Here is a 23,616-nt window from a genome sequence, read left to right on the forward strand (position 1 = left end):
CTCCCGCCACCACCCCACCGGTGGCGCTCCGCGCCGCGTATCCCGCCGAGCGGAATTCCCGATCCTCAGGCCGACTCGGTCGGCAGCCACCCGCCTGCGCGCAGGGCGTCGAGTGCCTCGGCGACCGACTCCCCGATGGTGCGGCCCTCGGTGTCGAGCACCAGCTCGGCGTCCTCGGGTTCTTCGTAGGGGTCGGAGATCCCGGTGAACTCGGGGATCTCGCCCGCCCGGGCCTTGGCGTAGAGGCCCTTGCGGTCGCGCGCCTCGCACACTTCCAGCGGGGTGGCCACATGCACCAGGAAGAAGTCGCCCACCTCCTCCACCATCGCCCGCACCTCGGCACGCGTGGCGGCGTAAGGCGCGATGGGCGCACAGACGGCGACGCCGCCGTGGCGGGCGATCTCGGCCGCCACGTAGCCGATCCGCCGCACGTTGAGGTCGCGATCGGCGCGCGAGAAGGTCAGTCCCGCCGAGAGCATGCGGCGTACGACGTCGCCGTCGAGCAGGGTCAGTGTTCGGCCCGACTTGCGGATGCCCTCGGCCACCCCGCGGGCGATCGTGGACTTGCCCGAGCCCGAGAGCCCGGTGAAGAACACGGTGAGCCCGCGCTCGGTGCGCGGTGGGCGGATGCGCGCCAGCTCAGCGGCCACCCGGGCGGGGGTGAACCATGCGGGAAGGCCGCGGCCCAGCGCCAGCATCTCCTCGACCTCCGCCTCGTCCGGCAGTTCCGCGGCGGCCTCGGGCGCCACCTCGCCGGCCGGGCGCCACTGGGCTTGCGCCGTGTCGTAGGCCCACTCCGGCGCGCGCACCACCGCCACCGGCGCGTCGTCGGCCGCGGGAACAGCGGGGCCGGAGCCGTCGAGAGCCAGCAGGCGCGTGGCGCCGAAGGCGGCTGCGACGTGGGCACGCAGCAGCTCTCGGCGCTCGGCGGAGAGCGTGGCCGCGCCCTCGGCGGATGCGCGGGGCAGCGTCGCCACGACGAAGCGGGCGGGAGCGGGCAGCAGCGGTTCGGCGGCCAGCACGACCGGCGCCATGCCCGCGCTCTCCAGCGGGGCGTCGATGATCACCAGAACCTCCGCGCGGTCGTCACCGCCCAGCTCCTCGGCGGCGGCGCGGATCTGGTGCAGTTCGCGGTGGTGCAGCGGGCGGTCGGTGACCACGGCCAGCACCGGAACCCCGCCGTCCCCGGCGAGTTCACGCTGGCCGCGGACCTGCTCGGGTGAATCGCGCAGATGGCGCAGGGCACCGTAGACGGGCGGCTGGGCGAAGCGCACCTCGCCGGCCAGCCGGTGGCCGGGCGCGTCGTCGCCGTCGCCCTGCCCTTCCACACCCTCGGCGCCGGACCACCAGCGCTGGCCGACTCGCAACTCCGCCAACGGGGCGCCCTCGGGGTCGGTCAGTGTCAGGCGTTCGGCGTCGGCGAGCTCGTCGGGCACCGGCAGGGTGACCGGTACCGGCCATGCCCCCCCGTCGGGCATGCGGCCGTCCTTGGCCACCGAGGCGACCTCCTCACGGGTCATGAACCCGGTCAGCGGGTAAGCTCCGTTGAGGATCAGCTCCAGGTGGGCCAGGCTCACCGGATCGGGCGTGAACACCTGTGCCGCCGCCTCGTCCTCGTTGCGGTCACTGCTGTCGCTCAACCCGGCCTCCCTGATCGTCTCCGCATCCGCTTCTGCGCAACAGCGTATTCGGGTGATCAGGCGGCGGCACTCCCGCCCGTCACCCACCACCACCCACTCGAAGCGCTCCGCACCACCCACCACCCCAAACGTCACCCACCACCACCCACACCAAGCGCTCCGCACCACCCACCACCCCGAACGTCACCCACCACATCGGCGTCGCCCACCGCAGCCGGAGACGTCACGCGCATGGAACACCCCGGGCCGGTCAGGCGTTACCACTGGTGACCACTGCATTTTCCATCCATGTCGTCCCGGTGTGACCCGTCTGCGTCGCACCAGGGCATCGGGCCGGTTCCGGTCGCGGCGTCTCTCGACGCCCGGCGCTTCCGGGCCTGAGGACATGTGCGCCTCGCGGCCGTCGGCCCGGCGCACCCGATCCCGACTCCGATCGCTCCGCCGCCCCACCTGGGCGGCGCACGCCTACTGCGGCCCCGCGCGGGCGAGAAGGAGGGACATGACCTGGGACACATCCTGGATACGCCACTCCGTGCACCCGCGACAGCCGGGCGGCGTAGGCTTGCGTGCGGGGAGCCCGTCGCCCCTCCGAGGGCCGGGCACCGATCCGCCACGGCGTGCATCCGGTGCACCGCACCCGGCAGCCGCACGTACCGGGCACCCGCTCTCCCGATCGCGCGCCGCGGAGCGCAGCACGGCCGAATCCCTGTCACAGTCTTCTCTCTGGTGATATGACGCCCTCCCAATCGTCCACCGCCCACAACGGTGACGCACAGCGCCCGCTTGCCGGGCTCCTTTCCGTCGTCTCCGATGACCCGGCGCTCAGCCGGGCGGTCGAGACCGCCCGCACCGGCCGGGACCCGCGCCTCGATCTCGTCGCGCCGGCGTCGCTGCGCCCGTTCGTGATCGCGGCGCTGGCCGCCGACGCCCCCGTGGGCGCCGAGCGCCCGGTGCTGGCCATCACCGCCACGGAGCGCGAGGCAGGCGACCTCACCGAGGCGCTGGGCTCGCTGCTGCCGGAGAACTCGGTCGCCAACTTCCCGGCGTGGGAGACCCTGCCGCACGAGCGCCTCTCGCCCCGTTCCGACACGGTCGGCCAGCGGCTGGCGGTGCTGCGCCGCCTTGCCCACCCCGACCCGTCCGACCCGCTTACCGCTCCGCTGCGCGTCGTAGTGGCACCGGTACGCAGCGTCCTGCAGCCGCTGGTGGCCGGACTGGGCGACCTCAAGCCCGTGCGGGTACGCCAAGGCGACGAGGTGGGCCTGGAGGAACTGGTCCAGTCGCTGGTCGACGCCGGCTACGCGCGCACCGACCTGGTCGAGAAGCGCGGCGACATCGCCGTGCGCGGCGGGATCCTGGACGTGTTCCCGCCCACCGAGGAGCACCCGCTGCGCCTGGAGTTCTGGGGCGACCAGGTCGAGGAGATCCGCTACTTCCAGGTCGCCGACCAGCGCTCGCTCGGCGAGGGCACCCAGGCCGAGGCCGAGTCCGGGCTGTTCGCTCCGCCGTGCCGCGAGCTGCTGCTGACGCCCCAGGTGCGCGAGCGCGCCCGCGAGCTGTCCGGCCGTTACCCGGCGGTCGCCGAGGTTCTGGAGAAGCTCGCCGACGGCGTGACGGTCGAGGGCATGGAGGCCTTCGCCTCCGTGCTGGCCGACCACATGGAACTGCTGTTCGACTACCTCCCCCAGGGCGCCCACATCGTCGGTTGCGACCCCGAGCGCATCCGCAGCCGCTCCCTGGAGCTGGAGGCCACCAGCAGGGAGTTCCTCGACGCCTCCTGGATCAACGCCGCCTCCGGCGGCGAGGCGCCCATCGACCTGGGCGGCTCCGTCTACAAGTCCATCGCCGAGATCCGCTCCGACGCCGATGCGCTGAGCCTGCCCTGGTGGTCGATTTCGCCGTTCGACTCCGGCGGCGTCGCGGAGCCCGCGGAAGGCACGGCCGACGATGAGGACGGCCGCGCTGACGACGCCGGCCTGGAGCTGGGCGCGGTGGCCGCCGACACCTACCGCGGCGACACCGAGCGGGCGCTTGCCGATGTGAAGTCGTGGCTTCACGACAGCTGGAGCGTCGTGCTGCTGACACCCGGGCACGGGCCCGCCGAGCGGCTCGTGTCCATGCTGCACGACGCCGGGCTGGGGGCCCAGCTGCGCTCGGAGATCGACACCGCGCCCGAACGGGCCGTGGCCACCGTGGCCACCGGCATGATCGAGCACGGGTTCGTGTGGCGCTCGGTGCGCCTGGTGGTGCTGACCGAGACCGACCTCGTCGGCCAGCGGTCCTCCACCCGCGACATGCGGCGCATGCCCAGCCGGCGCCGCGGCACCGTCGACCCGCTGCAGCTCAAGTCCGGCGACTACGTCGTCCACGAGCAGCACGGCGTGGGCCGCTTCATCGAGATGGTCAGCCGCAGCATCCAGGGCGCCACTCGCGACTACCTGGTCATCGAGTACGCCGCCAGCAAGCGCGGCCAGCCCGGCGACCGGCTGTTCGTCCCCACCGACCAGCTCGACGAGGTCACCCGCTACGTCGGCGGCGAAGCACCCACTCTGTCCAAGATGGGCGGCGCCGACTGGTCCAAGACCAAGAGCCGTGCGCGCAAGGCCGTTCGCGAGATCGCCGGCGACCTCATCCGCCTCTACAGCGCCCGCCAGGCCTCCCCCGGCCACGCCTTCGGACCCGACACCCCTTGGCAGGGCGAGCTGGAGGACGCCTTCCCCTACGTCGAGACCCCCGATCAGCTCGCCGCGATCGAGGAGGTCAAGCGGGACATGGAGAAGCCGGTGCCGATGGACCGGCTCATCTGCGGCGACGTCGGCTACGGCAAGACCGAAGTCGCGGTGCGCGCCGCGTTCAAGGCGGTGCAGGACGGCAAGCAGGTCGCGGTGCTGGTGCCCACCACGCTGCTGGTCCAGCAGCACATGTCGACTTTCACCGAGCGCTACGCCTCGTTCCCGGTGACGGTGCGGGCCATGTCGCGCTTCCAGACCGACGGCGAGGTCGAGGCCACCCGCGAGGGACTGCGCACGGGCGCGATCGACGTGGTGATCGGCACGCACCGGCTGCTGTCCAGCGAGACCAAGATGAAGAATCTGGGTCTGATCATCATCGACGAGGAGCAGCGCTTCGGCGTCGAGCACAAGGAGACCCTGAAGCGGCTGCGCACCCAGGTCGACGTGCTGGCGATGTCGGCCACGCCCATCCCGCGCACGTTGGAGATGGGTGTCACCGGCATCCGCGAGATGACCACGATCCTCACCCCGCCTGAGGAACGGCACCCCGTGCTCACCTTCGTCGGGGCCTACGAGGAGAAGCAGATCGCCGCGGCCATCCGGCGCGAGCTGATGCGCGAAGGCCAGGTGTTCTTCGTGCACAACCGGGTGGCCTCGATCGACAAGGTCGCGTCGTCGCTCAGCCAGCTGGTGCCCGAGGCACGGATCGCCTATGCCCACGGGCAGATGAACGAGCAGCAGCTCGAACGGGTGATGATCGACTTCTGGGAGAAGAACTACGACGTCCTGGTCTCCACGACGATCGTGGAGTCGGGGCTGGACGTGCCCAACGCCAACACGCTGATCGTCGACCGCGCCGACACCTACGGCCTGGCCCAGCTGCACCAGCTGCGCGGCCGCGTCGGGCGCGGGCGCGAGCGGGCCTACGCCTACTTCCTGTACCCGCCGGAGCGGCCGCTGAGCGAGACCGCCCACGAGCGGCTGGCCACCGTCGCCCAGCACACGGAGACCGGCGCCGGCATGTACGTGGCGATGAAGGACCTGGAGATCCGCGGCGCGGGCAACATCCTGGGGGCCGAACAGTCCGGCAGCATCGCCGGGGTCGGGTTCGACCTGTACGTGCGCATGGTCGGCGAGGCCGTGCGCGAGCTCAAGGGCGACCCGAACGCGAGCGAGGACGAGACCGAGACCAGGGTCGAGCTGCCCATCGACGCCCACATCCCGCACGACTACGTGCCCGGCGAGCGGCTGCGGCTTCAGGCCTACAAGCGCATCGCCGGCGTGGGCGGCGAAGAGGACATCGCCGCGGCCCGCGAGGAGCTGGTCGACCGCTACGGCCCGCCGCCCGAGCCGGTGGACAACCTCCTGCAGGTCGCGCGGTTCCGCGTACTGGCCAAGAGCGCCGGTCTCTCCGACGTCGTGCTTCAGGGAAACCAGATCCGCTTCGCCCCGGTCGAGCTGCGCGAGTCCCAGCGCCTGCGGCTGAAGCGGCTGCACCCCAAGGCCGTCTACAAGGAACCCGCCCAGACCCTCCTGGTCCCTGCACCCAAGGCCGGCGGCATCGGCGGCCGCCAGCTGCGCGACCTGGAGCTGCTGACATGGTGCCGCGAACTCGTGGAAGCCGTGTTCGAGCCCGGGAAGAAAGAGGCACCGGCACCGGCTTCGGGCTGACGAGTGGTGGCTGACGTCCCTGCGGGGACGGCGGGCGACAGCGACGACGGCGGGCGGCCGGGGGCGGCCGCTCATCGGTCCTGCTCGCGGTTGGTCACGCGCCCGGCGTGGCGGCGGCGACCCGGTCTCGGCTCTACGCATCAGCGTTGATCTTGTACCTACGGTCATTGTGAGCGATCACATGTGACCGTAGGTACAAGATCAACGGGGGAAAGCGGTCGTCGCCGTGATCTCGCGTCGGCGCAGGTGGGCCCGGTTGGCGCGCGAGGAGTAGGCCGTGCCCCCGCCAGGGCGGCCCGCCATCCGCCGACCGCACCGACACCGGCCTTCCGCCGCCCTCGCCGCCCCGTGGGATACCTCGCCTGACGCCGACCGAACCGATCAACGCCGACCCGGACGACCGCCCTCGCCGCCCCTTCGCGCGCCCACCACCCCACCGGCTTCCGACCGACACGCTCCAACGGCCCGATCTTGCGTGTGGATCACCTGTGCGTGACCGTAAAACAACTACTCTTAGTGTTTGTTGCAGTACCGAAAGTGGTATCCGGGGAAAGGATCAGCCGGTATGGACACATCCGCCGGAGGAGACCTCACTGACGTGGCGGCCACTGTGCGCCGCCGGTGGCGGGTGGTGGCCGCGTGTGCCGCCGCCGGGCTGGTGCTGGCCGCGCTCGCGCTGCTGGTGGTACCGCCGACCTACACCTCCACGACGGCGGTCCACGTGCGCCCCACCGGCGTCCCCGAGATCACCGGCGAGCAGTCCGGGCGGACCGTCGGAGACGTCAATCTCGACACCGAGGCGCAGATCGTGCGGTCGGCCGAGGTCTCGGCGGCGGCCGCGGAGCGGCTCGGTTCCGGCGCCGACCCCGCCGAACTGCGGCGCAGGGTCGAGGTCACCGTGCCACCCAACAGCAGCGTGCTGCAGATCTCCTACCCGGGTTCCGACCGGCGGTCGGCCCGCCGGGCCTCGGCCGCGTTCGCCGACGCCTACCTCGAGTACCGGGAGGACCAGATCGACCGGCAGGTCGGCGACATCCTCTCCTCCCTGCGGGACGAGGTCGACGCCCGCTACACCGAGCTGGACCGGATCCCCGACGAGGACGGCGACGGTGCGCTCCGGCAAGGGCGCATCGCCGCTGTGCAGGACGAGATCGCCGAACTGAACAAGGAGATCCACCCGCTCACCGCCTTGCGGTCCTCGGTCGTGCCCGCACGGATCATCACCCCGGCCACCACGCCGGAGGAGGCGACCTCGCCCGTACCCGTGCTGTGGCTGGCCGCCGGAGGCGTGCTGGGTCTGGCCGCCGGGCTCACGGCGGCCTTCGGCGCGGACCGGCGCGACCGCCGTCTGCACACCGTGCGCGACGCCGAGCGCGCCGCCGGCGTTCCGGTGCTGCTGCGCACGCAGCGCTCGGAGAGCGCCGACGGCGCCGAGCCGGCGCGGGAGGCGCAGCAGGCCAACCGGGCCGCGCTGAGTCTGGTGTCCGGTATCGGGGACCTCGGCGCCCAGCGCCGTTCCGGTGCCGTCGTACTCGTACCGGGCGTCTCCCGCGGCGGGGCGTCCGCAACCGCGGCCACTGTGCTCGCCGCCGCCCTGGCTCGCGTGGGCGCCGACGTGCTGCTGGTCCGCGCCGACCCGGCCTCCGCCGGCGCGGCCGACGGTGCCGGGCTGGCCGACGCGCTGCTCGGCGGAGCCGATCCCGCCGAGCTGGAGCGGCGCACCGCCTCCGCGCCCGGGCTGCGCATCCTCGACTACGGCGGCGCCGACGCCGCGGACATGTTGCAGCGCCCGGCCATGTCCGGGCTGCTCGACCGGCTGCGCACACAGGCCGACTACGTCGTCGTCGCGACGGCACCCACCGGCGAGCGCGCCGACGCCTGCGCGCTGGCCCGCGGTGCCGATGCCGTCGTTCCCGTGATCGAGCTGGGTGCGACCCGCATCGAGGACCTGGCCTCGGCGCTGGCCGCCTTCGCCGCCGTGGACGCCACCGTTCCCGGAACGGTCGCCGCCCCCGCCGGGGTCCGCAAGCGGCTCCTGCTCCGCGGGCGGAGCGAGCGGGCGGAGCGTGCGGCCTCCCGGCACCGCGAGGAGGCCGCGGAACCGGATTCCATTGCGTCCGCAGAGCCGGAGGCGGCCGAAGAGGAGGCAGCCGCGCAGTCCCCGCAGGAGCAGACCGGGGTCGGCGGCGCCGACGCCCATGACGGCACCGACCTCGCACTGAAGCGCTGATGCCGACGTCCGAGGCCCCTTCCCCCGGCCCCGGCGGCAGACGCCCGCCGACCGGCGGCGCGGGGACCGCCACCGCGGGTTCCGCACCGGCACCGCTCGTTCGGGGCGGTCCCGTACCCGCGCCGCTGCTCCACCGCCTGTTCTCCCCCGGCTGGCCGGTGCTGTGGCTGCTGGCCGGATACCCGCTGTGGTGGGCGCTGGGGCTGGGCCGGTTCGCGTTCGTCGTGTTCGCCGTGCCGATGGCCGTCGGGCTCGTGCGGCGCCACAGGTCCGGCGGTCTCCGGCTGCCGCCGGGGTTCGGTCTGTGGGCCCTGTTCCTGCTGTGGTGCACGGCCGGTCTCACCCTCATCGGCGCCACGCTTCCGGGCACCCTGCCCGGAAGCGGCGGTCCGGTCGGGGCGCTGGCGCGGCTGGCCGGGTACCTCGCGCTGACCGTCCTGCTGCTCTACATCGGCAACCTGAGCCGCCGAGAGCTGAGTGACCTGGCCGTGGCGCGCGCGCTGGGGTGGCTGTGCCTGGCGACCGTCGCCGGCGGATGGCTGGGGCTGGCGGCACCGCGCTTCGAGTTCACCTCGCCGGTGGAGCTGCTGCTTCCCGCCGGACTGGCCGCCGATCCTTACGTCCAAGACCTCATCCATCCCGCCGCCGCCCAGGTCATGGAGGTGCTGGGCTACGACTCCGCGCGCCCCAAGGCGCCGTGGGAGTACACCAACACCTGGGGCAACATGCTCTCGCTGCTGCTGGTGTGGCTGGTGGCGGGCTGGATGCCGACGCGGGAACCGGCCGGAGCGGCGACGGGCGCGGCGCGGCGCTCCCGCGCCGACGTGGTGCGCGCCTGGATCGCGGGCGGGGCGATCGCGATGGCGGCCGCCCCCGTCGTCTACTCGCTGAACCGCGCGGTGTGGGCGGGACTGGTGCTGTCCCTCGGTTTCGTGCTGGTCCAGCTGCTGCGGCGGGGCCGCTCGGCCGCGGTCGCGGCGGTGAGCGCCGCCGCCTGCGCCGCGTTGCTGGCCGTGCTGCTGTCCCCGCTGACGGACGTGGTCCGCGAGCGACTCGACAACCCGCACAGCGACGGCGGCCGCGCCGCCACCAGCCTCGCCGCCGTGGAGGCCGCCAACGCCTCGCCGGTGCTCGGCTGGGGGACCACTCGGGACATGGCGGGCAGCTCGCAGTCGATCGCGATCGGCTCCTCGCCCGAATGCCCCGACTGCGGCAACCACACCATCGGCAACAACGGGCAGTTCTGGCTGCTCCTGGTGGCCAACGGGTGGGTCGGCACCGCGCTGTTCCTCGCCTTCTTCGCCCAGGCGCTGTGGCGCTACCGGCACGAGACGTCGGTACCGGGCTCGGCGGCGCTGCTGTCGATCCTGCTGCTGTTCTGGTACATGTTCTTCTACGTCGCGCTCGCGGCGCCCCTGGCCGTCACGATGATCGCCGTCGCCCTGCTGTGGCGGCGCGCGGCCGAGGCCCGCGGCGCCGGAGCCGTGCCGGGGGGTACGGGGTGAACGGCGAGACGACTTATCTGACCGGCCTGGCCGAGGTGCTGTGGCCCTGCGGCGGCCTGCTGGGGCGCGGCGAGCCGGGGACGGTCCCCGGCGGGTCGGCGAAGGACGGCGGCACCCGCGCGTACCTGCCGGTGCCCTCGGCTCACGATCCGCGGGTGATTCTGCCGGTGGCCGACCGCTACGCCGCGGCCCGCGCCGTGGCCGCCTTCGCCCAGCGCCACTCGGTGCGGGAGCGGCTGCGCGCGGCAGCGCTCACGACGGCCTTCGCCAGCGGGCTGGCGCCGCTCCTGCTGCGTGACCGGCTGCATGTCGGGCCCGGCCACACCATCGAGCACGAACTGTCGGCGGCGCTGGACCGCCGCGTGGTCATCGCGGTCCACGTGGGCCCTCCGCGAGCCAACCGCAAACCCGTCCTGCTGCTGCTGACCCCCGCGGGACGCACCGTGGGTTACGCCAAGATCGGGGTCAACGAGCTGACCTCGCGCCTGGTGCGCGCCGAGACCCGCGCGCTGGAGCGGCTGGCGCAGGCGCGTCTGCCCGAGATCACCGTGCCGCGGCTGCTGCACGAGGGCGAGTGGAACGGCCGTCCGCTGCTGGTTCAGGACGCACTGCCGGTGGGCGCCCAGACCCACCTGCCCACGCCGCGCCAACTGCTGCGCTGCGTCGTGCAGATCAGCGCCGTGGAACCCGTTCGGGTGCAGCCGCTTTCACAGAGCCCCTACCGCGCGGCGCTGGCCGAGCGGATCGCGGCGCTGGGCGAGCGCCCCGAGACCACACCGCTGCGCGCGTGCCTGGACCGGCTGCCCGACGCCCGCCTGCCGTTCGGCGCCTGGCACGGCGATCTGACCCGGTGGAACATCGCGGCCACTCCGCGGCGCGCGTTCGTGTGGGATTGGGAGCGGCTCGACTTCGGGGTGCCCGTCGGCTTCGACGCGTTGCACTACGAGCTCAACGAGTGCGTGCAGAACGGCGTGCACCCCGGTGTGCACCGCTGGCTGGACACCGGGGCGCGGCTGCTGCGCGATCCGCTTGTCGCCGCGGCGGGCCTCGCTCCGGGCGCGGCGGCGACGGTCATGGCCCTGTACCTGATCGACCTGGCCACGCGCTACCTGCACGACCGGCAGGCCGAGGCGGGCGCAAGCCTGGCCGCGGTGGACGACTGGCTGCTGCCTGCGCTGGCCGGCCTGCGGGACCGCGCCGCACGCGAGATCCACGACGCCGGATAGAGCCGCCGCCCCTGACGCCGCCCCGAGCCGCGGCCGGGGAAGTCCCACGGAAGGTCCACGATGCCCAACGCCAACGCCCGCCGGCTGCCTCTGCCCGAGCCGGTCAAGCATTCGGTGCGCTCGGTGCACTCCGCGCTCGGCCAGGCCACGCGCGGCGCCCGCACGCTGCCCACGTTCGTCGTGGCCGGCGCACAACGGTGCGGCACGACGTCGCTGTTCCGGTCGCTGGCGCAGCACCCCCAGGTCGCGGGCCCACCTCTGCGCAAAGGGGTGCACTACTTCGACACCGGCTACCACCGCGGGCTGGACTGGTACCGCGGGCACTTCCCCCTACGTGCTCTGGTGCGGCCCGGCAGCGGGCGCCCGCGCATCGAGGTGGGCGAGTCCAGCCCCTACTACCTCTTCCACCCGCTGGCGGCCGAGCGGCTGGCCCGCGACCTGCCGGGCGTGAAGGTGGTGGTGATGCTGCGCGACCCGGTCGAGCGCGCCTACTCCGCCCACAGCCACGAGCTTGCGCGCGGCTTCGAGACCGAACCGTTCGAGCGCGCGCTGGAGCTGGAGCCCGAACGGCTGCGCGGCGAGGAGGAGCGGTTGCGCCGCGACCCGGCGGCCCACTCGCACTCCCACCAGCACCACGCCTACCTGGCGCGTGGCCGCTACGCCGAGCAGCTGCGGCGGCTGGAGTGGCATCTGGGGCGGCACCGCATGCACGTCGTCGAGAGCGAGGCCTTCTTCGCCGACCCCGAGCGCGTGTTCGCCGGCGTCGAGGACTTCCTGGGCATCGCCCACTGTGAACGCATCCGGTTCAGCCGGCACAACGCGCGCCCCCGCCAGGGGATGCCCGAGCGGCTGCACGCCCGGCTGGCCGACCGTTTCGCCGATCCCGACCGCGACCTCGCCGCCTGGTGGGGGCGGACGCCGGTGTGGCGGGAGTGAGCACCGCCGCCCACGCCCGGGAGGGTCTGGGCCGGGTCGCCCGCGGCGGCGCGCTGAACATGGGCGGCGCCGCGGCCGGTGCGGTGCTGAACCTGGGCCTCGTCGTCACGGTCACCCGCGGATTCTCCCCGGATGCGGCGGGATCGCTGTTCGCCGCCACCTCGGTGTTCCTGATCGCTTCGGCCGTGGCCAACCTGGGCACTCCCAGCGGGCTGGTCTACTTCCTGTCCCGGTTGCGGGCGCGCGGCGCCGGGCACGCGGCCACGCGGGTGCTGCGCATCGCCCTGGTCCCGGCGGTGGCGGCGTCGCTGGGGGCCGCGGCCGTGCTCGCCGTGCTCGCCGACGACCTGGCAGGGCTCATCGGCGCTCCGGCCGCCGAGACCTACCTGCGGCTGCTGGCCGCCTTCCTGCCCTTCGCGGTGATCACCGACGCCGCGCTCGCGGCCACGCGGGCCTACCACGTGATGCGGGCGGGGGTGCTGCTGGACAGGCTCGGCCGCCCGCTGAGCCAGCTTGCACTCGTCGGCGCCGCCGCGGCGACCGGGTCGGCCGGACTGCTGGCGGTGGCGTGGGCGGGCCCCTACCTGCCGGCAGCGGTGCTCGCGTGGTGGTGGATGCGCCGCGTCCTCGGCGCGCACCGGCGCTCGGCGCCGACCGAGCCCGCGCCTCCCCCGGCTCCTCCCGACTCGCCGGGGCCGGCCCGCTCCGGCGGTTCGGGAGCCGATGCCGGCGTCTCGCCGCGTGCGTTCTGGGCGTTCTCCCTTCCCCGCTCGGTCTCCGACATCGCGCAGCTGGGCATTCAGCGGTGCGGAATCGTGTTCGCGGCCGCGCTGGGCGGCACGGCGGAGGCGGCGGTGTTCACCGCGGCCTCGCGCTTCCCGGTGGTGGGCCAGTTCGCCGGTCAGGCGCTGCAGTTCGCGGCGGAGCCGCGGCTGGCCGAACTGCTGGAGGCCGACGACCGCCGCGGCGCCAACAACCTGTTCCGCGCGGGCACCGCGTGGCTGATCTGCCTGACCTGGCCGCTGTTCCTGCCCGCGATCGTCTACGCGCCACTGCTGATGGAGCTGTTCGGTCCGCACTACGCCTCAGGCGCCCGCGTGCTCGCCGTGGTCTGCCTGGCCCAGTTGCTCGCCGCCGCCCTGGGCATGGGCGACCTGGTGCTGACCATGACCGGCCGCACCCGGACGAATCTGGCCAACAACCTGCTGGCTCTGGCCGCCGATGTCGCGCTGTGCCTGCTGCTGGTACCGATCGCCGGGGCGAGCGGCGCGGCGGCCGCGTGGGCGGGCGCCATCGCTGTACGCAAGGGGCTGCCACTGGCCCAACTGGCACGCTCGCACGGGCTGCACCCCTTCGACCGGCGGTGGGCGATGGCCGCAGGGAGCTGCCTGGTGTGGTTCGGCGGCATCCCGGCACTGTCCGCTGCGGTGCTGGGAACGGGACCGGGGTCGCTGGCCGCCGCGCTGGCCGCCGGATCGGCGGGGTTCGCCGCGACGCTGTGGCGCCTGCGCGGGCCGCTGGAGCTGGACCTGCTGCTGCGGCGCGGCGCCGCTCGAAGCGGCGCCGCCGGCTGACCCCCGTTCGAACGGGGAGCAGCCGCCACCGTCCCGCGACATCACTTTCAGCAACAAGTTAATTACTTTCTGCTGTGAAAGGATGGTGCCATGACGACCTCGCCGCTACTCTTCGTCGCGTCCAGCGGCGGCCACCTCGCCCAGCTCTGGTCGCTGCGGCCGTGGTGGATCCGACACCGCAGGATCTGGGTCACCTTCCCCACCGCCGACGCACTGCAGCTCCTCGACGGCGAGGACGTCCGCTCGGCGCACCACCCCACCACCCGCCATGCGGGCAACCTGCTGCGCAACACGGTGCTCGCGGTACGCACGCTGGCCCGTACCCGCCCCGCTGCCGTGGTCTCCACCGGCGCCGGCGTCGCCCTGCCGTTCTTCGCGCTGGCCTGGCTGCTGCGCATCCCCACCGTCTACATCGAGGTCTACGACCGCATCGACGCCCCGCCCCTGACCACCCGGCTGTGCCGGCCCTTCACCCGGCTGCACCTCACCCAGTGGGAGGAGCAGCGCGCGTTCCTGCCCCACGCCGTCACCGTTGGACCGCTGCTGTGACCGGCGACGCCCCGCAGCGCGGCGACGGACCCGCCGGTGCCGCGCAGGAGCCGGATACGGCCCCGGCCGCCGCGGAGCGCCCGCTGGTGCTGGTCGCCGTGGGCACCGACCACCACGCCTTCACCCGGCTCATCGACTGGGCCGACGGTTACGCGCTCGACAGGCCCGATGTGCGGGTCCTGGTGCAACACGGCGCCTCGGCCGCGCCGTCCGCCGCCGAGGGCACCGCCTACTTCGAGCCCGGCGGTCTCGGCGCGGCCATGGGCAGGGCCGCGGCCGTGGTCACCCACGGCGGGCCCGCCACCATCGCCGAGGCGCGCGAGGCCGGGCACCTGCCCGTCGCCGTCGCCCGCGACCCCGAACTGCACGAGCACGTCGACGACCATCAGCTGTGTTTCGTGAGCCGCCTCGACGAGGCGGGGCTGGTGCGCTCCTGCTCCAGCTACCAGCAGTTCCGCACCACCCTCGACAAGGCCCTGGCCCAGCCCCGGGACTTCCGCCTGCCGGCCCCCTCCGGCGCCGGCACCGCCACCGCCGCCCACCGCGCAGGCCGCCTCATCGACCTGCTCATCGGCACCCGCGAAGCCCGGCCCGACCGCCCGCTGCCGCGGGCGCGCGAGGACGCGCACTGGCCGGAGATCACCGCGGTCGTACCCACCCGCGACCGCCCCGACCTGCTGCGCCGGACCCTGGAGCACATCCGCGCTCAGGACTACCCCGGCACCGTGCGCACCCTCGTGGTCTTCGACGGCACAGACCCCGACCGCTCGCTGGAGCGCGACGACGGCAGACGGCCGGTGCGGGTGCTGGCCAACACCGCGGCGCCGGGACTGGCCGGTGCCCGCAACACCGGCATCCTGGCCGCCGAAACCGAACTGGTCGCCTTCTGCGACGACGACGATCTCTGGCTGCCCGGAAAACTGCGCGCCCAGGCCGCGGTGCTGTGCGCCGAACCCGCGACCGAGCTGGTGTGCTGCGGTATTCGCATCGCCTACGACGGCGCCACGTCCGACCGGGTACTGCAGCGCTCCACTGTGGACTTCGCCGACCTGCTGCGCTCACGGTTGACCGAGCTGCACCCCTCGACGTTCCTGCTGCGGCGCAGCGCTCTCCTCGACGGGTGCGGATCCGTCGACGAGGAGATCCCGGGCGGCTACGGCGAGGACTACGAACTGCTGCTGCGGCTGGCCCGGCGCGCCCCGATCCGCAACGTGGGCGAGCCGCTCGTGCGGGTGCTGTGGCACCGGCGCTCCTACTTCGGCGGCCGGTGGCAGACGATCGCCACCGCCTTGCGCTGGCTGCTCACCGCCTATCCGGAGTTCCGGCTGGTCCCGCGCGGCTACGCCCGAGTCGCAGGGCAGATCGCCTTCGCCGAGGCCGCGGCGGGCCGGCGCGGCGCCGCTCTGGAATGGTGCACGGCGGCGCTGCGCGCCCGCTGGACCGAACCGCGCGCCTACCTCGCCGCCGCCGTGGCCTGCGGACTGCCCGCCGCGGCGGTGCTGCGGGCCCTGCACAGGCGCGGCCGCGGGATCTAGCAACCGCCGCATGGGGGCACCGCTCCACCGTGCGGAAGGAATCCGAGGAATCCTCGGGAAGCGCCCCGGGGCCGTCACCCGAAGGCCGCGACGCCCCTTTTTCCGCACTCTGCACCGCCCTCGGCGGCAACGCGGCTCGCTGCGCGGCCCCCGTCGCCGCAGCCTCTCGGGGCACGGCCCCACGCGGAGGGTGCCCGACCTGAGCCGGCCTCTCAGCGGCTCCGCGATACTCCCCGCGTATTCACTTTGCGGGCCTTGTCGGCCAGTTCCATGGCCTCGTCCACGGCGTCGCGGACCTGATGGGGCACGTTGACGTAGCGGTCGCCGGAGGCCCGCAGGTAGCCGTCGGTGGCGTGGCGGTTCTCCAGGACGCGGAAGTCGCAGGTGGGCGCGGTGATCCCGTCCCAGAGCTTGACTGCGCGGATGCGCTCGTACTTCTGAAGCGCTTCGGGGATGTCGGAGTACCACTCCCTGGTGGCCTCAGGGGCGCCCGGAATCGGCACCGTTCCCATCTCGCCGATCATCACCGGCTTGTCGGGGTCGATGCCGTGTTCGGGCCCTTCGTTCTGGATCCACTCATAGGCCGGACGCAGCGCCTCCTCGAAGGTGTCGACGTGGTCCCACCTCGGCTGAAGCTCACACCCGGTCATGTTGTAGGCCTCCCAGCTGATCCAGTCGACGTAGTCGTTTCCCGGCCACAGGCCGGGCAGCCGGTCGAGGTTGGCCGGCCAGCCGGTCACGTTCCACACGAAGACGGCGTTGTCGGCGCCACTGTCGCGGTAGAGGTCGACGATGTGCCGCCAGGCGCGGACGAACTCCTCAGGCGTGCCGCGGGTGTTGTAGCGCTTCCCGGCGTCGGCCTCGTGGTCGAAGGTGACGAAGAACGGCAGGCCCAGGTCGGCGATGCGGCGCGCCTGGCCGCGCAGCGAGTCGTCGAAGCGGCCGGCGATGATGTCGCTGTAGCTCTGCGCCGGATGGCCCTGGACGTTGAACCGCTTGGCCTCGATGTTGACGTGGACGAAGCGCCCCTCCTCGGCAAGCGTGCGTTCCCTGTCCGTGGGCACGCGATGCTGGTCGACGCCGTGCCAGGTGTAGACGATGTCCAGCGGGCGGTCGGCTGCGGCCTCCAGCGGCTCGACGTTGCCCCGGTGCGGACTCGCTCCCCACCACACGCCGCATGTCGGCTCCATGATCGCGGTGACGGTGCACTCGTCTGAGGGCGGCGCGGGCGGCGCGGGGGTGGGCCCGGGAAGGTCCGGCGACGGCTGGGCGGACTCCTCCGGTGCCTCGCTCGCGGAGTGGGAGGGGAAACCGGTGGTCGGCGGGGCCGGATCGGGGCTGCCCGCAGGCGCCTCTCCCGAAGGCGAGGGCGCGGGAGCGGGATCGGGCCCTGACGGCTCCCCCGCATCAGGCGAGGCGGAAGTTCCGGCGGAGGGCTGCGGCGCCGACGCAGACGGCGAGGGCGCGGACGGCACTGACGGCGCCGACGCGGAGGCCGACGGGGAGGACGGCGCCGGTGCCGTGTGCCCGGTGCCCGCGTCGGGTGACGGGGTTCCGGCAGAGGGCTGCGGCGCACTCGCCGACGAGGAAGGGGCGGAGGGCGATCCCGAGGCGCCGGGCGGACCGCTCGGCTGCGCGGCGGCGTCGGGCCGGGGCCCTGTCGTCGGCGCGGCACCGGAGGCGCCCGCAGCCGAGGGGCGTACGGCACCCGCGGTCCCCGTCGGCGGGGTGTCCCAGACGGCGCCGCTCGGCGCCGGGGAGCCGTGGCCGGTCGCGGGCCCCGCCTCGTCGGTGGGGTAGGCGGTGGTGGTGATGGCTCCGGGCGGCGCGCACGCCGCGACCGCGATCGTCACAGCGAGCGCTGCGCCGCCGCAGCGTGTGGGAGTGCAGACTCCCAGCGCCCGCCGGACGCCGCGGCAGCTCCGCTCGGCACCTTCGACTCTCCGTGATTCTCCCATAACACAGAGCTACCATATGAATACGCATCGGCACATGCAGGCGCAACCCCTCGGCGTGCCGCATCCCGGAAAAGTCCGACACCGCCGTCGGCTGGGAACGCGCGCGGCGGCACGGTCCGCCGCCGGCGTCTGACACCGAGGCCGGATCCGACCGCTCAGTAGCCGAACCTCGGCCGGCTCGCGCAGGTCAGCGCGGAGACCGCGAACCGGCCCGGCGGCCGCAGACCGTTGCCGCGCCCCGCGTCGGCGCGCACCCGCACGGCGCCGGAGTCGAACCGCATCGGGTTGCCCGAGACCGTGTGCGTCGGTGACAGCCGCGCCGTGCCCGCGGCGTCGACCGGCAGGTCACCGGTGTGGCCGGCGAACTGCGCCAGGATGCCGAACTCCCCGGCGGGGTCGGCCACGAAATCCTCGTAGCGCACGCGCAGCGTCGGCACGCCCAGTCGGCTCACGCGCGCCAGCACCTCGTTCTGCACGGTCCACTGCACGGCTGCGCGGCCGGGCGAGTAACGGGCCATCTCCTGTTCGGGGCTGGTCGCGGTGGCATCGGGCCGCGGCACCCGTTTGCCCCATGCGTGGGCGACGTCCCGCGGGTCGCGCAGCACGTGGACCAGGTGCAGCCGTCCGCCGTAGCGGTGACGCAGGCAGGCCGCGAGAGAGGCGTGCTTGCTGGAGTCGACGACCACCCGGCAGCCGCTCACGTGGGCCGCAGCGGCGTAGAGCCGGTCGTAGAGGGCGGTGTAGTGCGCCAGCCGCTCGGCCATACGCGCCGGCGGACGGGCGCCGAGCAGAGCCGGCACGAAGCGGGTCCGGTCGACGGAGGCCTTGAGCGCGAGGACGTCGGCCGCATCCAGCCGGTCCCAGCCGCCGAACGCGGTCTCGCCGACGTCCCGCCAGAAACGGCACGCGCGGAACGGGGCTCCGCAGCCGCAGGGCTCGCCGTCGACCAGCGCCCGGCGCCACATGTGCACCACTTCGCCCAGCGAGCAGACATCGGGCAGTGCACCCAGCAGGCGCTCGATCAGCGTGGAGCCGGAGCGCCCCATACCGCCGACGTAGAGCAGTCGGAAATCGTCCACACGCGCACACTATTACCGTGCGCGCACGGGTGGTCGCGTTGCGCAGGAAAATCCGGGGCCCGCCCGTCGCCCGCCGCCGTCGGAGGAGGCGCTGAGCGCCCCGGGTGTCCAGGGCGCGATGCCGCCGCCCCTCCGCTCGGGTGCGCCGCGTCGGCGACCGGGCCGGCCCCGGCGCCGATCACTCGGTGCGGACGATCATCCCAGCGGCGACCGTGGTGTTGGTGCCTTCCTCGATGAGGACGAACCCGCCGGTCAGCCGGTTGTTCTTGTACTCGTCCACGAACAGCGGCTGGGTGGCGCGCATGCTCACGCGCCCGATCTCGTTCAGCGAGAGATCCTCGGCGCTCTCGTCGCGGTGCAGGCTGTTGACGTCCAGCCGGTAGCGCACGTCGCGCACCACGACCTTGGCGGTGCGTGTCGTGTGCTTGATGACCAGCTTGGAGCTGGGCGTGAGCTTGCGGCTCTCGGCCATCCAGCAGATCATCGCCTCGATGTCCTGCGACGCCTCGGGCTGGTTGTTGGGCCGGCACAGCATGTCGCCGCGCGAGATGTCGATGTCGTCCTCAAGCAGCACCGTCACCGACATGGGCGGGAACACCTCGTCGAGCTCTCCGTCGGCGGTGAGGATCTTGGCGATGCGGCTGGTCAGCCCTGAGGGAAGGTGCATGACCTCGTCGCCCGCCTTGAACACCCCGCCGGAGACCATCCCGCCGTAGCCGCGGTAGTCGTGCAGCTCGGGGTCGGCGGCGCGCTGCGGCCGGATGACGGTCTGCACGGGGAACCGCGCGTCGATCAGGTTCCGGTCGGAGGCGATGTGGACGTGCTCCAGGTGGTGCAGGAGCGAGGAGCCGTCGTACCACGGCATGTTGATGGAGCGGTCCACCACGTTGTCGCCGTGCAGCGCCGAGATCGGGATGAACGTGAGGTCGCTGACGTCGAGCTTGGTGGCGAAGGCTGTGAACTCCTCCTTGATCTCGTCGAACCGCTCCTGGGAGTAGTCGACGAGGTCCATCTTGTTGATGGCCACCACCAGGTGGGGCACCTGCAGCAGGGTGGTCAGGAAGGCGTGGCGGCGGCTCTGCTCCTGCAGGCCCTTGCGCGCGTCGACCAGGATGACCGCCAGGTCGGAGGTCGAGGCCCCGGTGACCATGTTGCGGGTGTACTGGATGTGCCCGGGGGTGTCGGCGATGATGAAGGTCCGCCGCGGCGTCGCGAAGTAGCGGTAGGCGACGTCGATGGTGATGCCTTGTTCGCGCTCGGCGCGCAGGCCGTCGGTGAGCAGCGCCAGGTTGGTCGTCTCCTCGCCGCGGCCGCGGCTGGTGCGCTCCACGGCGTCGAGCTGGTCCTCGAAGATCGACTTGGAGTCGAACAGGAGGCGGCCGATCAGGGTGGACTTTCCGTCGTCGACCGAGCCGGCCGTGGCGAACCGCAGAATGTCTGTACTCATATGCACGCGTTCCAAGTGGGTGGGGAGAGGGCGCCGGGGCTCTAGAAGTAGCCCTCGCGCTTGCGGTCTTCCATGGCCGCCTCGCTGGAGCGGTCGTCGGCGCGGGTCTGGCCGCGCTCGGTGACCCGGGTGGCGGCGATCTCGGCCATGATCTCCTCCAAGCTCGTGGCCGAGGAGCGCACCGCACCGGTGCAGGTCATGTCGCCCACAGTGCGGTAGCGGACGGTGGCCTCGAACAGCTCCTCGTCCTCACCGCGGTTGATGTAGGGGCCGTCGGAGAGCAGGATGCCGTCGCGCTCGAAGACCGTGCGCTTGTGCGCGTAGTAGATCGGCGGCAGCTCGATCCCCTCGCGGGCGATGTAGCCCCACACGTCCAGCTCGGTCCAGTTGGACAGGGGGAACACCCGCATGTTCTCGCCCGGGTTGATCCGGGTGTTGAAGATGTTCCACAGCTCGGGGCGCTGCTGCTTGGGGTCCCACTGGCCGAACTCGTCGCGGAAGGAGAAGACGCGCTCCTTGGCGCGGGCCTTCTCCTCGTCGCGCCGCGCGCCGCCGAACGCGGCGTCGAAGCCGTGCACTTCGAGCGCCTCCAGCAGGGCCGCGGTCTGCAACCGGTTGCGGCTGGCCATACGGCCGGTGGGCTCGACGACCTTGCCGGCGTCGATCTGCTCCTGCACCGAGGCGACGACGAGCCTTACCCCGGCCTCCGCCAAGCGGCGGTCGCGGAACTCCATCACCTCGGGGAAGTTGTGCCCGGTGTCGACGTGCATCACCGGGAAGGGGATCGCTCCGGGCCAAAAGGCCTTCTCGGCGAGCCGCAGCATGACGAGGGAGTCCTTACCGCCCGAGAAGAGCAGCACGGGCCGCTCGAACTCGGACGCAACCTCGCGCATGATGTAGATCGCCTCGGCCTCCAGGAAGTCCAGCTGGGACAGCTGGTACCTGCCGAGCGGTGCCGTACTGGCCTGACTCATGAACCCGCCTCACGCTCCTATGACTCACACGGGGGGTGTGTGCCCTACCCCGCCGCGTGTGGATCCGCGCCGTCGCGTTCGGCGACGCCGCGGATACTGGCCAACAACATATTCGACAATTCCGGTCGGCAGACAAGAATATCCGGAAGCGAGGGGTCGGTCCTGTTATAGGTGAGCTCGCTGCCGTCGATGCGCGACGTGTGCAGACCGGCCGCGCGCGCGACCGCCACCGGTGCGGCGCTGTCCCACTCGTATTGACCGCCCGCGTGCACGTAGATGTCGGCGATCCCCAGCAGCACGGCGCAGATCTTGGCTCCGGCCGAGCCCATGGGGACGATCTCCGCGCCCAGCTGGTTGGCCAGGCGCTGCACGAACTCCGGGGGGCGCGTGCGGCTGGTGGTGATGCGCAGTCGCTGCTCCGTGGGGCGCTCCTCGGGAAACCACGGGGGGTCGACGGTGGAGACCGTGGTGCCCTGGGCGGGCAGCGCCACGGCGCCCGCAGCGAGCTCGCCGTTCTCCCACAGCGCCACGTGCACCGCCCAGTCGGTGCGGCCCGACTCGGAGTACTCGCGAGTGCCGTCGAGCGGGTCGATGATCCACACCCGCCGGGCGCTCAACCGCGCCTTGTCGTCGATGCCCTCCTCGGAGAGCACGGCGTCGCTGGGGCGCAGGCGACCCAGACTGGAGAAGAGGAACTCGTGCGACGTGCGGTCGCCGAGTGTGCGCAGGACCTCGGGCTCGTCGAACCCCTGCCGCGCCCGCAGCCGGAGCAACTGCTGCCCCGCCTCGTTCGCCAGGTCACGCGCGACTTCATGATCGTTTCGGATGCTGCTCACCGGCCTTAGTACGCTCCCGCTCCGCGGACAACTGCTGACCATGTCTTCCACAGGATCTGGACGTCCAGGGTCAACGACCAGTTTTCCACGTATCGCAGGTCGAGTCGGACGGACTCCTCCCAGGAGAGATCCGACCGGCCGCTGACCTGCCACAGCCCTGTCATGCCCGGCTTGACCACCAGGCGCCGACGAACATCGCGGCCGTACCGCGCCACCTCTTCGGGCAGCGGGGGTCGCGGTCCCACGAGTGACATATCCCCCCGCACCACGTTGAGCAGTTGCGGGAGTTCGTCCAGCGAATAGCGGCGCAGCCAGCCGCCGAACGCGGTGACCCGAGGGTCGCGGCGCATCTTGAACAATACGCCGTCGTGCTCGTTGGCGAGACGCAGTCCCCCTTTGAGGTCCTCCGCCCCGGCCACCATGGTACGGAACTTGTAGAGGGTGAATTGTACTCCGTCCTTGCCCACCCGCGTCTGGCGGAACAGTGCCGGCCCGCGGTCCCGCGCGCGGATCAGCACGGCGAGGCCGAGCAGCAGGGGCGCCAGCACCACCAGGGCGAGTGCGGCGGCGGCCCTGTCGAACAGGCCCTTGACGGCGCGTCTGGCCCCGGCCAGTTCGGGGTGCTCGACGTGCAGGAGCGGAAGCCCCGCGACGGGGCGGATGGTCGTGCGCGGCCCCGCCACCTCCATCAGCGCGGGCGCCACGGTCAGGTCGGTGCCGCTCTTCTCCAGCCGCCAGGCCAGCCGGCGCAGCTCCGTCCCGTCCATCTCCGGGCACGACAGCACGGCCACCGTGTCGGCGCCGGACCGCTCGGCGGCCTCGGCGGCACCGTCGAACGCGCCCAGCACGGGGCAGCCGTCCACCTCCTCGCCCGCCTGCCGCAGCTGGTGGCCGGGCAGGCACAGGCCCATGACACGCATCCCGTGATAGGGCTCGCGGCGGAACCGGAGGATCAACTCGCGGGCGGATTCCAGGTGACCCACCGCCACCACGCCGCGCATGCACCGGCCCCGGGCGCGCAGCCGGTGCAGCCGCTTGCGCCAGGCGTAGCGCATCACCAGGCTGGCCGCCACCGCCGTGGGCAGCGCCAGCAGCACATAGCCCCGGGCGACGTCGACCCGCACGGCGTAGGCGCAGATCGCCACCGCTGCGGTCAGCACCGTTCCGGCGCTCAGTACACGGCGGAACTCCTCGGTGCCCTGCCCGATGAACCGCCGGGCGTAGCCGCCCGACAGCGCGACCGCCAGCATCCACAGCGCAGGCAGCACCAGCGAGAACAGCAGGTACCACCCCTCCGACGGCGTATCGAGGGGGTGGGCGAAGCGGGTCTGCAGCGCCGACGCCCCGGCGAGCACGCCGGCACCCGCGTCGATCCACCGCAGCCCGCGTACGTAGGAGCGCATCCACTCGGGCCACGTGCGGACGGCCGGCGCGCCTGCGGACTGCGCCGGGACCCGTTCGATGGCGACCATAAACCCCAACCTCGGCACGGCCCCCTGTTCGCGCTGCGCGGCACGGACCGGCTCACGGCTCCGCTCGCCCGTATCGGGCGCCGGAAGCGAACACGGCGAAGCGCGGTACGCGGCGAAAGGGTGCGGAAACGCGCACTGACGCGAACGATCCTAGCTAAAAGTGATCACTCAGTCGCGTAACGTGACGGAGCGTGGCCGGAAATGCTGCCTGGCAGCAGCGTGGTCGCAGACGTCCGCAATGCGGCGGACGCG

The 23,616-nt window shown here is 72.8% G+C and carries 16 protein-coding genes; 9 read left to right on the forward strand and 7 right to left on the reverse strand.

What is annotated here, in order from left to right; all coding sequences use genetic code 11:
- Nucleotides 1-65: 65 nt before the first annotated feature.
- Complete coding sequence (cysC, locus tag LP52_RS00005; RefSeq protein WP_040269623.1) at nt 66-1,640, reverse strand: adenylyl-sulfate kinase; 1,575 nt, start codon at nt 1,638-1,640, stop codon at nt 66-68.
- A gap of 731 nt (nt 1,641-2,371) precedes the next feature.
- Here cysC and mfd point away from each other — a divergent pair.
- The 8 genes from mfd to LP52_RS00045 all read left to right on the forward strand — a co-directional run bounded on the left by mfd (nt 2,372) and on the right by LP52_RS00045 (nt 15,598).
- Nucleotides 2,372-6,043: a transcription-repair coupling factor gene (gene mfd, locus LP52_RS00010; protein WP_040269624.1), complete on the forward strand. Its 3,672-nt coding sequence runs from the start codon at nt 2,372-2,374 to the stop codon at nt 6,041-6,043.
- Nucleotides 6,044-6,608: 565 nt separating this feature from the next.
- Nucleotides 6,609-8,273, forward strand: coding sequence for a Wzz/FepE/Etk N-terminal domain-containing protein (locus LP52_RS00015; RefSeq protein WP_052809245.1), 1,665 nt, complete (start codon nt 6,609-6,611; stop codon nt 8,271-8,273).
- The gene (locus LP52_RS00020) at nt 8,273-9,778 is read left to right on the forward strand and encodes a ligase (RefSeq protein WP_238580662.1); all 1,506 of its coding nucleotides are present in this window, start codon (nt 8,273-8,275) and stop codon (nt 9,776-9,778) included. Before LP52_RS00015 ends, LP52_RS00020 begins: the two co-directional genes overlap by 1 nt.
- Nucleotides 9,775-11,004: a phosphotransferase gene (locus LP52_RS00025; RefSeq protein ID WP_040269735.1), complete on the forward strand. Its 1,230-nt coding sequence runs from the start codon at nt 9,775-9,777 to the stop codon at nt 11,002-11,004. Before LP52_RS00020 ends, LP52_RS00025 begins: the two co-directional genes overlap by 4 nt.
- A gap of 60 nt (nt 11,005-11,064) precedes the next feature.
- Nucleotides 11,065-11,940: a sulfotransferase family protein gene (locus tag LP52_RS00030; protein ID WP_040269625.1), complete on the forward strand. Its 876-nt coding sequence runs from the start codon at nt 11,065-11,067 to the stop codon at nt 11,938-11,940.
- Complete coding sequence (locus LP52_RS00035) at nt 11,928-13,514, forward strand: lipopolysaccharide biosynthesis protein (RefSeq protein WP_238580663.1); 1,587 nt, start codon at nt 11,928-11,930, stop codon at nt 13,512-13,514. Before LP52_RS00030 ends, LP52_RS00035 begins: the two co-directional genes overlap by 13 nt.
- A gap of 90 nt (nt 13,515-13,604) precedes the next feature.
- Nucleotides 13,605-14,063 (forward strand): glycosyltransferase family 28 protein, encoded by a 459-nt coding sequence (locus LP52_RS00040; protein ID WP_040269627.1) that lies wholly within the window; start codon nt 13,605-13,607, stop codon nt 14,061-14,063.
- Nucleotides 14,060-15,598, forward strand: coding sequence for a glycosyltransferase (locus LP52_RS00045; protein WP_084722751.1), 1,539 nt, complete (start codon nt 14,060-14,062; stop codon nt 15,596-15,598). Before LP52_RS00040 ends, LP52_RS00045 begins: the two co-directional genes overlap by 4 nt.
- 212 nt (nt 15,599-15,810) lie before the next feature.
- Here LP52_RS00045 and LP52_RS00050 read toward each other — a convergent pair whose 3' ends face one another.
- Entirely contained in the window at nt 15,811-16,788 is a 978-nt protein-coding gene (locus LP52_RS00050) for a glycoside hydrolase family 26 protein (RefSeq protein ID WP_052809247.1), read from the reverse strand.
- Here LP52_RS00050 and LP52_RS00055 point away from each other — a divergent pair.
- Nucleotides 16,787-17,398, forward strand: coding sequence for a hypothetical protein (locus LP52_RS00055; protein WP_040269628.1), 612 nt, complete (start codon nt 16,787-16,789; stop codon nt 17,396-17,398). The genes LP52_RS00050 and LP52_RS00055 overlap by 2 nt on opposite strands.
- Before the next feature lie 313 nt (nt 17,399-17,711).
- Here LP52_RS00055 and LP52_RS00060 read toward each other — a convergent pair whose 3' ends face one another.
- The 5 genes from LP52_RS00060 to LP52_RS00080 all read right to left on the reverse strand — a co-directional run bounded on the left by LP52_RS00060 (nt 17,712) and on the right by LP52_RS00080 (nt 23,364).
- Nucleotides 17,712-18,602 (reverse strand): sulfotransferase family protein, encoded by an 891-nt coding sequence (locus LP52_RS00060; RefSeq protein WP_040269740.1) that lies wholly within the window; start codon nt 18,600-18,602, stop codon nt 17,712-17,714.
- A gap of 211 nt (nt 18,603-18,813) precedes the next feature.
- Nucleotides 18,814-20,082 (reverse strand): sulfate adenylyltransferase subunit 1, encoded by a 1,269-nt coding sequence (locus tag LP52_RS00065; protein WP_040269629.1) that lies wholly within the window; start codon nt 20,080-20,082, stop codon nt 18,814-18,816.
- A gap of 41 nt (nt 20,083-20,123) precedes the next feature.
- Nucleotides 20,124-21,056 (reverse strand): sulfate adenylyltransferase subunit CysD, encoded by a 933-nt coding sequence (gene cysD / locus LP52_RS00070; RefSeq protein WP_040269630.1) that lies wholly within the window; start codon nt 21,054-21,056, stop codon nt 20,124-20,126.
- Nucleotides 21,057-21,100: 44 nt separating this feature from the next.
- Nucleotides 21,101-21,892, reverse strand: a complete 792-nt coding sequence (locus tag LP52_RS00075) for a 3'(2'),5'-bisphosphate nucleotidase CysQ (protein WP_040269631.1) — start codon at nt 21,890-21,892, stop codon at nt 21,101-21,103.
- 5 nt (nt 21,893-21,897) lie between these two features.
- Complete coding sequence (locus LP52_RS00080) at nt 21,898-23,364, reverse strand: sugar transferase (RefSeq protein WP_394298169.1); 1,467 nt, start codon at nt 23,362-23,364, stop codon at nt 21,898-21,900.
- Nucleotides 23,365-23,616 lie beyond the last annotated feature (252 nt).

Source organism: Streptomonospora alba (assembly GCF_000826685.1).
Lineage (GTDB): Bacteria > Actinomycetota > Actinomycetes > Streptosporangiales > Streptosporangiaceae > Streptomonospora > Streptomonospora alba.